Origin of the sequence: Propionivibrio sp. (assembly GCF_049316945.1) — a bacterium.
Classification (GTDB): Bacteria; Pseudomonadota; Gammaproteobacteria; order Burkholderiales; family Rhodocyclaceae; genus Propionivibrio.
On sequence record NZ_JBMOJE010000044.1, the window covers coordinates 1 to 13,307 of the forward strand.

Below are 13,307 nucleotides of genomic sequence, written 5' to 3' on the forward strand. Positions count from 1 at the left end.
CCTGGCTGATGCCAATTCTCTGGCTCGGTTTTTTTTCTGCGCTGGTCGGCCTGGGAGCGATAATCAAGCGTTATGGCTCGCTGAAAGTAGCGAGTGGCGGCATTGTGCTAACGGCGTTCGCCAGTTACGCATCACTTGCCGCTGGCAACCTTGGAATGCTCATCCTGATGCAGTTGTTGGCGGGGATCGGCTGGGCGGCTGCCTTTGCCGGGCTGATGGAACAGTCCTCGGTCTTCGGCACGCGCGGGGCGGAGGGCCTGTTCATGGGCAGTTTTTTCTCGGTGCTGGCGCTTACCAGCTTCGCCCGCATCGGTTTCGCCAGCCAGTTGCTGCCACAGAGTCCGGTTGTGCAAGGCGTGCAGTTCATCCTGCCGGGGACATTGCTATTGCTTTCCGGTCTGATCGCCGCCATTTATGCCAATAACCGGCTAAAGGGAGCCGCTTCGCATTGATCGCAGCAATAAACCTGGAAAAAGCAGTTCGTCCACGAAAAGAATCAAAAGGTAAGTAGAGCGACAATAGGAGTCTGACCCCTATTATTCTTCACGCTTCGGCTACGGTCATTCGAGCGCGCGTCCGCGACATGAAAAACTGCCAAAAAACTATCTGCACCGGGAAGCAACTGAAGTGCTGCCGGAGTTCCTGGACGCCCTTGGCGTCACTCGGCCCTATCTGTTTGGACACAGCGACGGCGGCAGCATCGCGCTGCTTGCTGCCGCCCATGAAGCGTCGCGTTACCCGGCGATCGTGGTGTTGGCGCCGCATATTTTTGTCGAGGAAATCTGTATCGAAAACATCCAGGCTGCGCGCGTCGCCTTTCATGAAAAAGGCCTCAGAGAGCGGCTGGCTCGCTATCACGACGATGTCGATTCGACCTTCTACGGCTGGCACGACGTCTGGCTTGACCCGGCTTATCAGGATTGGAACATCGAGGCTGAGGTAGAGAAGATCGCCTGCCCGGTTCTGGCAATTCAGGGCGAAGACGATGAATACGCCACGCTTGAGCAAATCTACGGTATCAAACGCCGAGTTCCAGAGACAACGCTGCTCGTCTTGCCTGGCTGCGCTCACTCACCCCACCGCGATCAGCCGGAATCGGTGATTCAGGGGGTTTTGGCATTCATCAATGAAAACGCCAGCCGGGTCTCGGGTGAAACTGGCACCTCGGCATGACTGGTTTTGAGGTACCGATGAACGGCACATCGACAGCCTGGCACGGACTCTGACAACACCGCGGCGACTGTGAGCAGAAAAAAATACGGAACCCACAATCGAGTTCCGTATTTTTGTTGCTGCTGGCGTTAGAAAAGTAGCTACCCGCCGCACCTCAACCTTGCAAGCTGGCTTCGAAGGCCGCCTCGGCATTGCTTGGGAAGTGGTACTTGGCAAACAAACGCTGCAACTGGATCGAGCGTGTCCTGGCCGTCGCGGCGAACCAGATCCCGAGCGTTTTGCCCTGCCTGGCGAGCGTAGCGAAAGCGAAGTGCCATTCACGGGCTTCTCCAAGGCGCTCGATCGGAAAAACCGGGGACAGACCACGGTTTTCAGTGAGGATAAGGAAACCACGTAGAGAAAATCGTAGTCCACTATTTTCCTATCCGGTCGAAAGTGCAGGTAGCGCCGCACGCCTATTTCAAACCACCTGCCTGCAAGCCCCTCCAGTAGGCGATCTGCAAGAAGCCGGGCTGGCAGACCAATAAATACGGCACTCTTCAGGCACACAGGCTGCAGATCGCCTATCCATAGTGGCTGCAGCCATGTTACCAATGGTAACCGCCGGCCAAGCGTTCCTGAAGTGCTTCAACGTCGCATGAATTTCCACAAGAAAATCAAGCCAGAGCCAACACCGTTCACGGTAAATTAATTGCTTGGCGTTTGAACAAATTTTTGTGCAATCCCTTTGCTCGCCCTTGATCGAAGACATGAAGATCGCGAGATAATCCAGCGGATGTTGGTGGCTACCCGCAACCAATACATCGGAGATACCTGAGGTGACAAGAGAACGCATACTAATCAGCCCGTCAGGCCGTAGCCTTGAACTGGAATACTGCTGGACTGGCGCCGCCGCAAGCGATGCTCCGGTGATGGTTTTCCTGCACGAAGGCCTGGGCAGCATTGCCATGTGGCGCGGTTTTCCACAGCGACTTTGCGACCGGCTCGGCGTGCGTGGTCTGATTTATTCGCGGTTTGGCTACGGTCATTCGACCGCGCGTCTGCGGCATGAAAAACTGCCCAGGAATTATCTGCACCGGGAAGCTACTGAAGTGCTGCCCGAGTTTCTGGACGCGCTTGGCGTGACTCGACCTTACCTGTTTGGACACAGCGACGGCGGGAGTATCGCGCTGCTTGCTGCCGCCGATGATGCGTCGCGTTACCCAGCGATCATCGTCATGGCGCCGCATATTTTTGTCGAGGATATCTGTGTCGAAAACATCCAGGCTGCGCGGGTCGCTTACCATGAAAAAGGCCTCAGGGAGCGGCTCGATCGCTATCACGACGATGTCGATTCGACGTTCTACGGCTGGCACGACATCTGGCTTGATCCTGCTTATCAGGATTGGAACATCGAGGCTGAGGTTGAAAAGATCGCCTGCCCGGTTCTGGCGATTCAGGGCGAAGACGATGAATACGCAACGCTTGAGCAAATCTACGGCATCAAGCGCCGAGTGCCAGAGACCACGCTGCTGATCTTGCCCGGCTGCGGTCATTCACCCCAACGCGATCAGCCGGAATCGGTGATTCAGGGGGTTTTGGCATTCATAACCTCAAACGCCAGTCGGTTATCGACTGAAACCGGGAAGTTGGCATAACTGTCTCCCATGATTGGCAAACAAGGCACGGAGAAAAAAATGAGCAACAAATTTCAGGAACTTCTGGCAGCCTCTTCGGTGATCCTGGGCGAAGGTGCGGTGATCGAGCGTTTAAGGCGTGACTCCGGAATCCAGCTTGACGACCAGGTAGTCAATTCAGCATTGATCTACCAGGAAACAGGTCTAGCGGCCATGGAGGCCATCTACCGCCAATACTTGGGTATCGGCCAACACTACAAATTGCCGCTGCTGCTTTCGACCCCCACTTGGCGAGCAGGACGGGATCGCATTGCGCGTGCTGGACTCGCTGGCCATGATCTGAATGGCGACAACGCCCGATTTCTGGCCGGCTTGCGTGACAGTTACGGGGATTATTCCCAGCAGGTGGCTATCTGCGGGCTGATGAGTTGCCGTGGCGATGCCTACAAGCCGGCCGAGGCCATGACCGCTCATGCCGCAGGCGAATTCCATGCCTGGCAAGCCGATGCGCTGGCCGCTGCGGGAGTCGACATTCTGCTGGCGGCGACCCTTCCGGCGCTGAGCGAGGCCATTGGTCTGGCCCGAGCCCAGGCCGCAACCGGCCTCCCCTACCTGATCAGTTTTGTCGCCCGCCCGGAAGGAACGCTGCTCGATGGCACACCGCTAAAGGAGGCCATTGCCGCCATCGACAGTGCGATAACGCCACGTCCTCTGGCTTATCTGATCAACTGCACCCATGCCTCGATCTTTCGTCGTGCCATGCTGCACGAGAGCAACTCATCCCCACTGGTCCGCGAGCGGGTGATCGGCCTGCTGGCCAACACCGCCGCCCTCAGCCCGGAAGAACTGGATGCCAGCCACCAGTTGGTGGAAGAAGAGCCGGAAACCTTCGGAAGAAGCGTATCGGCACTTCACGGCGAATTGGGAATGAAGGTGCTGGGGGGATGTTGCGGTACCGATGAACGGCATATCGATTGCCTGGCGCGGGATCTGACAACACCGCAGCGGCTGTGAGCAGAAAAAAATTACGGAACCCGCAATCGAGTTCCGTAATTTTGTTGCTGCTGGCGTCAGAAAAGCAACTGCGTGCCGCAACTCAACCTTGCAAGCTGGCTTCGAAGGCCGCCTCGGCATTGCTTGGGAAGTGGTACTTGGCAAACAAACGCTGCAACTGGATCGAGCGTGTCCTGGCCGTCGCGGCGAACCAGATCCCGAGCGTTTTGCCCTGCCTGGCGAGCGTAGCGAAAGCGAAGTGCCATTCACGGGCTTTACCAAGGCGCTCGATGACTTCCCGTTCGTTTCCAATCACGATACCAGCACGTTTAAGCGATTGAATGAACTGGGTGGATTCTTGTTGGTTGGCAATCATTTTTGGCTCCATTAAATAATGTTGTTATGCCCAATAAACGTAGACCGGGAGGATTAGTTGACCCGTGTCGAGTAACGCTCTGTGATGATTGTGTACGTATCCCGGAAGAAATTGACGGGCCTGAGCCTGCCGGATTGGCCTACACTTTCGCCATGAACGACGCCAACCGCAGACCATCGATAGCTCTGAAGGGAACAGCCGAGCCACCGGAGGTCGAGGTGGTGATCGAGATTCCACGGGGCAGTTTTCTCAAGCACGGATCCAACGGCCGCGTCGATTTCATTTCTCCGCTGCCGTGCCCGTTCAACTACGGATCCGTACCCGACTTACTGGGTCTCGATGGCGATCTGCTGGATGCACTGGTGCTTGGTCCCCGGCTGCCGCTCGGTACATGCAAACGGATCAAGGTGTGGGGAGCAGTGACACTGACCGATCGCGGCCTGTCGGACGACAAGCTGATCTGCAGCGAAAGCGCGCCCAGCCTGACCGAGTGCGAAAATGTGCTGCGCTTTTTTCACTTCTACGCGAAGTGCAAGGGACTCCTGAACATTTGGCGTCGCCGCCCGGGGCGCAATGCCTGCGAGGGGTGGTGCGAGGCCACACAAGCCCTCGCTCGCGCCCGACCGCGACACGCTGCGTGGAATGGATCACCGATTGAGTTCTGATCATTTACCATGCACGATAAAACATCGGCTTCAGGATGCATCGTAAATTACCTTGCTCCTGGTTCCTCTCAAAGAACCTTAAGTTTCCAATATTCTGAAAGTGCGACATGACCCCGCAGGCATACGGTTTGGTTCCTGTCATTCGTTCTGGTGGCGACTTCATGGGAGTTGTCGGCTGGCACGCCTTCACCCTGAGACGGCGGCATCCAGTGGCGAGTGATGCTGCCTGCCGACCTCGCCCTGATTGAGTCGCCGCCATGTTTTACTCCTTGCTGGCCGACGCCACGCTGTTGTTTCACCTGGCCTTCATCCTGTTTGCCGTGCTGGGAGCCTTGCTGGTCTGGCATTTCCCGCGTCTTGCCTGGCTGCACCTGCCGGCAGTGATATGGGCCGGACTGATCGAAATCACCGGCCAGATATGTCCGCTCACGCCACTGGAAAACCGCCTGCGCTGGTTAAGCGGCGAGACTGGCTATCGCGGTGGTTTTATCGAGCACTACCTGCTGCCCATCATCTATCCGCATGAACTGTCGCACGACGTACAGGTCGTATTGGGCATCGGTGTCATTGCCATCAACGTGGTGGCGTATACCTTGATGCGTCACCGGGCGAAACAGCATGACCAGCCGCGTTAGCGGGCTGGTCATGCCCCTGTCCATCGTAGTCCTGCTGTTCGTAGGGGGAGTCGCCATGTTCCAGGATGATCTGATCTACTTCCCCGAGAATCCGCCGCTCGCGGCCGTTCTCGCCGATGCCCGCCGCCACGACTTGACAGCGTGGCCGGGCGAAGACGACTACCGGGGTCTGCTGCGCGAAGCCGCAGGGCCGGCCCGTGGCACGCTGGTGCTGTTTCACGGCAATGCCGGGCAGGCAGTGCACCGCGAATGGTATGCCAGCGAACTCACCCGCCTCGGCTTGCGCGTGATCCTGGCCGAATATCCGGCCTACGGTGCGCGTGCAGGCAAGCTGGGCGAAGCTGCCCTGGTCGCCGACGCGGCCGAGACCCTGGCGCAGGCCCGCCGCCAGTTCCCGGGGCCGCTGCTGCTCGCCGGAGAATCGCTGGGCGCCGGCGTTGCCGCCGCCGTGGCCAAGTCCGCCAAAGTTGACGCCGTTCTGCTGATCACCCCCTGGGACCGGATTGAAAGCATCGCGCACCATCACTACCCGTGGTTGCCAGTCGGATTGATAATGCGCGACCGCTATGACAGCGTGGCGAATCTCTCCGGGTATAACGGCCGTGTCGCCGTGATCATCGCCGAGCACGACAGCATCGTGCCGCCCAACTTCGGCCACCGATTGTTCGAGAGCCTTTCTGAACCGAAGCAGTTGTGGATCGTTCCTGCCGCCGACCACAACGACTGGATGGGCCACGTCGATGCAGCGTGGTGGCAGTCGGTCATCGGCTTCCTGATCGGCAGCTAGAAAATCAGGCGCTGGCAGGGCGACAAGGCGTTTTCCCAACTTCTGCGCCATGGAAGGCCATCGGCTCAATGTCGAATCAGCCCCCCCGAACCTGCTCACATCAACACAAAAATAATGAACTTTTAAACCCCAGCGAAGGTCATAGCGCCAGTTTTACATCGCGCATTGCAAAATATTATTTTACAATGCGGAATAAACCGCATGGTTGATGCCGTACTTTCCATCAAAACAAAGTATTACCCTTGCCTTTCGCGTCCACACTGGGTGAACGGAAAGCCCCTATCAGCCAGGAGACAAGACATGGCAGCACTGCCCGAAAACACAACGAATACATTGATATCGGCTATAAACGATGCCGATCCGCAAGAGACCCGCGAATGGCAAGACGCGCTGACCGGCGTGATTGCCCAGGAAGGCAACGACCGTGCCCACTTCCTGATCGAGAACCTGATCGCCCAGGCGCGCGAAGAAGGGATCGACATCCCGTACAGCGCCACCACCGAATACGTGAACACCATCCCGGTTGATCGCCAGCCCAAGTATCCGGGCGACGCCACCATCGAAATCCGCATCCGCAACTACATCCGCTGGAACGCCATGGCCATGGTCGTGCGCGCCAACCGCGACACCAACGTCGGCGGCCACATCGCTTCGTTCGCTTCGGCGGCAGCGCTTTACGATGTCGGCTTCAACTGGTTCTGGCGCGCGCCCACCGAACAGCACGGCGGCGACATGATCTTCTTTCAGGGACACTCGATTCCCGGCGTCTATGCCCGCGCCCACCTGCTCGGTCGATTGACCGACGAGCAGATCGACAATTTCCGCCAGGAAACCGGCGGCAAGGGTCTCTCCTCCTATCCGCATCCGTGGCTGATGCCCGACTTCTGGCAGTTCCCGACGGTGTCGATGGGACTCGGTCCGATCCAGGCGATTTACCAGGCGCGTTTCATGAAGTACATGGAAAGCCGTGGCTTCATCGAGGCCAAGGACCGCAAGGTCTGGGCCTTCCTCGGTGACGGCGAAACCGACGAAGTCGAGTCGCTCGGCGCCATCGGCATGGCCGCGCGCGAGAAGCTCGACAACCTGATCTTCGTCATCAACTGCAACCTGCAGCGCCTGGACGGGCCGGTACGCGGCAACGGCAAGATCATCCAGGAACTCGAAAGCACCTTCCGGGGTGCCGGCTGGAATGTCATCAAGCTGATCTGGGGTCGCCACTGGGATGTGCTGTTCGAGCGCGACAAGAAGGGCATTCTGAAAAAACGCATGATGGAATGCGTCGACGGTGAATATCAGACCTTCAAGGCCAAGAACGGCACCTATGTTCGCGAACACTTCTTCAATACGCCTGAACTCAGGGAACTGATCGCCGACTATACCGATGCCGACCTGTGGCAACTCAACCGTGGCGGCCACGACATCTTCAAGATCTTCAGCGCCTTCAAGGCGGCGGTCGATCACAAGGACCAGCCGACGCTGATTCTGGCCAAGACGATCAAGGGCTACGGCATGGGGCTGGCTGGCGAGGGGATGAACATCTCGCACCAGCAAAAGAAACTCGACAGCGAAGCGATCATGCGCTTCCGCGACCGCTTCAACCTGCAGGTGCCGGACGACCAGATCGACGCCCTGCCCTTCCTCAAATTCGAAGAGGGTTCGCCGGAAATGATTTACATGCGCGAACGGCGCATGGCCCTCGGCGGCTACCTGCCGGCACGTCGGCGTACGGCAGCGCCGCTTGAGGTTCCGGCGCTTTCGGCATTCGACTCGCTGCTCAAAGCCTCCGGCGAAGGGCGCGAGGTATCGACCACGATGTCCATCGTGCGCGTGCTCAACATCATGCTCAAGGACAAGAAGATCGGACGTCGCGTCGTTCCGATCGTGCCGGACGAATCACGCACCTTCGGCATGGAAGGCCTGTTCCGCCAGATCGGCATCTGGAACCAGCAAGGCCAGAACTACGTTCCGGAAGACCACGACCAGCTGATGTTCTACAAGGAATCGAAGGACGGCCAGGTGCTGCAGGAAGGCATCAACGAATCCGGCGCCATGAGCGACTGGATCGCCGCCGCTACCTCCTACTCGGTGCATGGCGAGCAGATGATTCCGTTCTACATCTGCTACTCGATGTTCGGCCTGCAACGCACCATGGACCTTTACTGGGCTGCAGCCGACCAGCGCGCACGCGGCTTCCTGATCGGTGGCACGGCCGGACGCACGACGCTCAACGGCGAAGGCCTGCAGCACGAGGATGGTCATTCGCACATTCTCGCCGGCCTGATCCCCAACTGCATCAGTTACGACCCGACCTTCTCGTTCGAAGTCGCGGTGGTCATGCAGGACGGCATGCGCCGCATGTTCCAGGAACAGGAAGACATTTATTACTACATCACGGTAATGAACGAGAACTACGAGCACCCGGAAATGCCCAAAGATGCCGAAGCCGACATCCTCAAGGGTTTGTACCTGCTGCGCAAAGGCAATATCTCGGACGGCAAGCAAGCCGCACCGCGCGTGCAACTGCTCGGCTCGGGAACCATTTTTCGCGAAGTCATCGCCGCCGCCGAACTGCTCAAGAACGACTGGGGCGTCGACGCCGACCTGTGGGGCTGCCCAAGCTTCAATGAACTGGCGCGCGAGGGTAACGACATTGCACGCTGGAACCTGCTCAACCCGACCGAAAAGCCGAAACTCTCGCACGTCGAGAAATGCCTGAACGACACGCGCGGCCCGATCATTGTGGCGACTGACTACGTACGCCTGTACGCCGAACAGATTCGCCCCTTTATCAACCGCCGCTACGTCACGCTGGGAACCGATGGTTTCGGTCGCTCGGATACGCGTGAAGCGCTGCGCAACTTCTTCGAGGTGGATCGCGTGTGGGTCACCATCAACGCCCTGAAAGCCCTGGCTGACGACGGCGCCATCGAGCGCAGCAAGGTTGCCGAAGCCATTGCCAAATATGGCATTGACACCAACAAACCGAACCCGATGACGGTTTAAGGGAGCCAGTTCATGAGCCAACTAATTGAAATAAAAGTCCCGGACATCGGCGATTACAGCGACATTCCGGTCATCGAAATCTGCGTCAAGGTGGGCGACACGGTAAAGCTTGACGACGCGCTGGTCACCCTGGAATCAGACAAGGCGACGATGGACGTTCCGTCATCGGTCGCCGGTATCGTCAAGGAAATCCGGGTTGCGCTGGGCGACCGTATTTCCGAAGGTTCGGTCGTGGCACTCGTGGAAGAAGTCGGAGCCGGGGCTGCAGTAGAGGCGGCGAAGCCTGCCGCTGCACCTGCTCCTGCGCCCGCTCCTGTTGTCACTGCAAGCGCGCCAGCACCCGCTGCTCCGGTAGCGGCTGCGGTGGCCATAGTAAGCCCGCCGGCACCCGGCCTTGCGCTCGGCGCAGCCACACACGCCAGCCCGTCGGTGCGCCTGTTCGCCCGCGAGCTTGGCGTCGATCTGTCGAAAGTTCCAGCAACCGGGCCGAAGCAACGCATCGTCAAGGAAGACGTCACCGCCTTCATCAAGGGCGTGATGTCCGGTCGTGCAGCACCGGCGGTAGCATCCGGCGGCGCCAGTTTGGGTGGCGGTCTTGACCTGCTGCCCTGGCCGAAGGTTGACTTTGCCAAGTTCGGCACCGTCGAGGTCAAGCCGCTGTCGCGCATCAAGAAGATTTCCGGCCAGAACCTCGCGCGCAACTGGGTGATGATTCCGGCGGTGACCTACCACGAGGATGCCGACATCACCGATCTCGAAGCCTTCCGCGTGTCGCTGAACAAGGAGAATGAAAAATCCGGCGAGAAGTCCGGCGTCAAGATCACCATGCTCGCCTTCCTGATCAAGGCCTGCGAACTGGGGCTCAAGAAATTCCCGGAATTCAACAGCTCGCTCGATGGCGAAAATGGTGAAATGCGTCTGGTGCTGAAGAAGTATTTCCACATCGCCTTTGCCGCTGATACTCCTAACGGCCTGGTCGTTCCGGTGGTCAAGAACGTCGACCAGAAGTCGGTGAGCCAGATCGTTGTCGAATGCGGCGAACTGGCCAAAAAGGCACGCGACGGCAAGCTCGGCCCGGCCGACATGAGCGGCGCCTGCTTCACCATCTCCAGCGTCGGCGGCATCGGCGGCACGTACTTCTCGCCGATCGTCAATGCCCCGGAAGTGGCCATTCTCGGCGTCAACAAATCGGTGATGAAGCCGGTCTGGAACGGCAAGGAATTCGTGCCGCGCCTGATCCTGCCGATGTCGCTGTCGGCCGACCACCGCGTCATCGACGGCGCCATGGCCACCCGCTTCAATGTGTATGTCGCCCAGCTTCTGGCCGATATGCGTCGCGCGCTGATTTGATCGGGAGAAACGAATGAGTCAGATCATTGAAGTAAAAGTCCCGGACATCGGCGACTTCAAGGACGTTCCGATTATCGAGCTGTGCGCCAAGGTCGGCGACACGGTCAAGGTCGAGGACGCCCTGCTCACGCTCGAATCCGACAAGGCGACGATCGACATCCCCAGCCCGGTTGGCGGCGTGATCAAGGAATACAAGGTCAAGGTCGGCGACAAGGTGTCGGAAGGCATGCTGGTCGTGGTGCTGGAGGCGGCCGATGCGGCCTCCGTCCCATCCCCCTCTCCCCAGCGGGGAGAGGGCCGGGGAGAGGGGGCTGGTGCATCACCAACTCTAGCCGCTCCCCCCTCTCCCCCAGCCCCTCTCCCCGCTGGGGAGAGGGGAGCAGTCAGCGTGCCGGCTGACACTTATGCCGGCACAGTCGACCTCGAATGCGAAATGCTCGTTCTCGGCGCCGGCCCTGGCGGTTACTCGGCGGCCTTCCGTTCGGCCGACCTCGGCCTGAAGACGGTGATCGTCGAGCGCTACGCAACGCTCGGCGGGGTCTGCCTGAACGTCGGCTGCATCCCGTCGAAAGCACTGCTTCACGTCGCTATCGTGATGGATGAAGCCGAACACATGGCCGATTGCGGCGTCACCTTCGCCGCGCCACAGATTGACATCGACAAACTGCGCGCCCACAAGTCCAAGGTTGTCGGCAAACTCACCGGCGGTCTGGCCGGCATGGCCAAGGGGCGCAAGGTCGAGGTCGTACGCGGCTACGGCAGCTTCCTCGACGCCAACCACATCGAGGTTGAAGTCACCGACGGCGAGGCGCAAGCCAAGACCGGTACCAAAAAGGTGATTCGCTTCCAGAAGTGCATCATCGCGGCCGGCAGTTCGGCCATGCATCTGCCCTTCATCCCGAGCGACCCGCGCATCGTCGATTCGACCGGCGCGCTCGAACTGCGCTTCGTCCCAAAGAAGATGCTGGTCATTGGCGGCGGCATCATCGGCCTCGAAATGGCCACCGTCTATTCCTTGCTTGGTTCCCGTGTCGATGTCGTCGAGATGCTCGATGGGTTGATGCAGGGCCCCGATCGCGATTCGGTCAAGGTATGGGAAAAGCAGAACCTGCACCGTTTCGACAAGGTCATGCTGAAGACCAAAACGGTTGCCGTCGAAGCCAAAGACGACGGTCTCTACGTCAAATTCGAAGGCGAAAACGTTGCACCGGAAGCCGTCAAGTACGACATGATCCTGCAAGCGGCCGGCCGTTCGCCGAACGGCAAGAAGGTCGCGGCTGACAAGGCGGGCATCATCGTTACCGATCGCGGCTTCATCCCGGTCGATAAGCAGATGCGCACCAACGTGCCGAATATCTTCGCCATCGGCGACATCGTCGGCCAGCCGATGCTGGCGCACAAGGGCGTGCATGAAGGTCACGTAGCGGCCGAAGTCGCAGCCGGCGAATTGAAAGGCAACGCCGAACTGGCGCGCACAGCGTTCGACGCGCAGGTCATCCCCAGCGTCGCCTACACCCACCCGGAAGTGGCGTGGGTCGGCTACACCGAGGATCAGGCGAAGAAGGAAGGCCGCAAGGTCGAGGTCGCCAAATTCCCGTGGGCCGCTTCAGGGCGCGCCATTGCCAACGGTGCCGACTACGGCTTTACCAAGCTGATCTTCGATGCCGAAACGCATCGCGTAATCGGCGGCGCAATCGTCGGCCCGAGCGCTGGCGACATGATCAGCGAAGTTTGCCTGGCTATCGAAATGGGCTGCGATGCCGTCGACATCGGCAAGACCATCCACCCGCACCCGACGCTCGGTGAAACGGTCGGCATGGCGGCGGAAGTTGCGCACGGAACCTGTACCGACATCCCGGCGGTGAAGAAGAAGTAAGGCTGCATAACCCAAGGCGAAGCCGCCGCAGCCTGAACGGGCTCGGCGGCATTGGTGCATCCGAATCCGGCGTGGAAACAGGCGCAATGGACGAGGCGTACATGGTCTGCCTTGGAAGCCTCTACAATTGGCGTTCTTCAACGATACAGCCCGAAGAGCCAGCTAATACGCCACTCTTCAGGCATACCACCTGTAGACCGCCTATCCATAAGCGTTACAGCCCTGCGCCAAGCTTCGGGCCCCAAGCTTGGCGGAACAGCCTGAATCTCTTCAGCGGGCGCGATAAAGCAGGGTCGGGTGAACTTCCTGCAGCACCTTCTGCATTCCCTTGCGGCTCTTCAGGTTGAGAATCACCGGCGAGCGGGTGTTGGCGGCAATTTTTCCACTTTCTGCCTCATCGCGATAAACGATCACCGCAACGGCTGCGTCTTCTGTGTCTTGCAGTCCAATCAGTGCGCAATCGGCATCCGAGAGTTCGATCTGATACTCGATGTCGAGCGATTCAGGCGCCACGATCGGGAACATTACATCCGTATCGTCCACGGATTGCAGCCAATAAACTGTGGCTTTACCTTCCTCATGAAACAGCTTGAAGCGCTTGCAGTCCTCGAAACCGGCAATGCCCTCGGGAAAAGTGAACAATGTTTCAGGATCAATCGGCACATTCTTCAAACCGAGACGTTCGATATCAATTTTCATATATTCTCCCCTGACAAACGAAAACGCCAGATTGGCGATAGCTTCATTTAACTCCAATCGGACACGCCCTGCAACACGATAAAAACACATGATCCAGGCAGGCAGATATTGGCGCTTGAGTTTTCCCCCGTGAT

Annotated in this window: 12 protein-coding genes and 1 pseudogene; 11 read left to right on the top strand and 2 right to left on the bottom strand. The window is 58.9% G+C overall.

Going from position 1 to position 13,307, the window contains the following annotated elements:
• The 5 genes and pseudogenes from ACOYNV_RS11665 to ACOYNV_RS11685 all read left to right on the top strand — a co-directional run.
• Positions 1-452 (top strand): hypothetical protein (locus tag ACOYNV_RS11665; protein WP_422899951.1); only part of this gene is annotated, 452 nt, incomplete at its 5' end.
• Between the two features lie 109 nt (positions 453-561).
• A pseudogene (locus ACOYNV_RS11670) lies at positions 562-1,173 on the top strand (alpha/beta fold hydrolase); the annotation flags it as partial.
• A 160-nt stretch (positions 1,174-1,333) separates the two neighbouring features.
• Positions 1,334-1,570, top strand: a complete 237-nt coding sequence (locus ACOYNV_RS11675) for a hypothetical protein (RefSeq protein WP_422899952.1) — start codon at positions 1,334-1,336, stop codon at positions 1,568-1,570.
• Positions 1,571-1,991: 421 nt separating this feature from the next.
• Entirely contained in the window at positions 1,992-2,810 is an 819-nt protein-coding gene (locus ACOYNV_RS11680) for an alpha/beta fold hydrolase (RefSeq protein WP_422899953.1), read from the top strand.
• A 39-nt stretch (positions 2,811-2,849) separates the two neighbouring features.
• Positions 2,850-3,803, top strand: a complete 954-nt coding sequence (locus ACOYNV_RS11685) for a homocysteine S-methyltransferase family protein (RefSeq protein WP_422899954.1) — start codon at positions 2,850-2,852, stop codon at positions 3,801-3,803.
• An 82-nt stretch (positions 3,804-3,885) separates the two neighbouring features.
• Here the strand turns inward: ACOYNV_RS11685 and ACOYNV_RS11690 are convergent, their stop codons facing one another.
• A complete protein-coding gene (locus tag ACOYNV_RS11690) occupies positions 3,886-4,158 on the bottom strand; it encodes a hypothetical protein (protein WP_422899955.1) in 273 nt (90 codons plus the stop codon).
• 134 nt (positions 4,159-4,292) lie between these two features.
• Between ACOYNV_RS11690 and ACOYNV_RS11695 the strand changes: the two genes are divergently transcribed.
• The 6 genes from ACOYNV_RS11695 (at position 4,293) to lpdA (ending at position 12,474) form a co-directional block, all read left to right on the top strand.
• A complete protein-coding gene (locus ACOYNV_RS11695; RefSeq protein ID WP_422899956.1) occupies positions 4,293-4,823 on the top strand; it encodes an inorganic diphosphatase in 531 nt (176 codons plus the stop codon).
• Between the two features lie 257 nt (positions 4,824-5,080).
• Entirely contained in the window at positions 5,081-5,458 is a 378-nt protein-coding gene (locus ACOYNV_RS11700) for a DUF2784 domain-containing protein (protein ID WP_422899957.1), read from the top strand.
• Entirely contained in the window at positions 5,442-6,245 is an 804-nt protein-coding gene (locus ACOYNV_RS11705) for an alpha/beta hydrolase (protein ID WP_422899958.1), read from the top strand. The genes ACOYNV_RS11700 and ACOYNV_RS11705 overlap by 17 nt, the downstream gene beginning before the upstream one ends.
• A gap of 300 nt (positions 6,246-6,545) precedes the next feature.
• Positions 6,546-9,248, top strand: a complete 2,703-nt coding sequence (gene aceE, locus ACOYNV_RS11710) for a pyruvate dehydrogenase (acetyl-transferring), homodimeric type (RefSeq protein WP_422899959.1) — start codon at positions 6,546-6,548, stop codon at positions 9,246-9,248.
• A 12-nt stretch (positions 9,249-9,260) separates the two neighbouring features.
• Entirely contained in the window at positions 9,261-10,598 is a 1,338-nt protein-coding gene (gene aceF, locus ACOYNV_RS11715) for a dihydrolipoyllysine-residue acetyltransferase (RefSeq protein ID WP_422899960.1), read from the top strand.
• A gap of 13 nt (positions 10,599-10,611) precedes the next feature.
• Complete coding sequence (lpdA, locus tag ACOYNV_RS11720; RefSeq protein WP_422899961.1) at positions 10,612-12,474, top strand: dihydrolipoyl dehydrogenase; 1,863 nt, start codon at positions 10,612-10,614, stop codon at positions 12,472-12,474.
• A gap of 270 nt (positions 12,475-12,744) precedes the next feature.
• On the opposite strand, the gene fliW is transcribed toward lpdA, so the two are convergent.
• A complete protein-coding gene (gene fliW / locus ACOYNV_RS11725) occupies positions 12,745-13,173 on the bottom strand; it encodes a flagellar assembly protein FliW (protein ID WP_422899962.1) in 429 nt (142 codons plus the stop codon).
• Between the last annotated feature and the right edge of the window lie 134 nt (positions 13,174-13,307).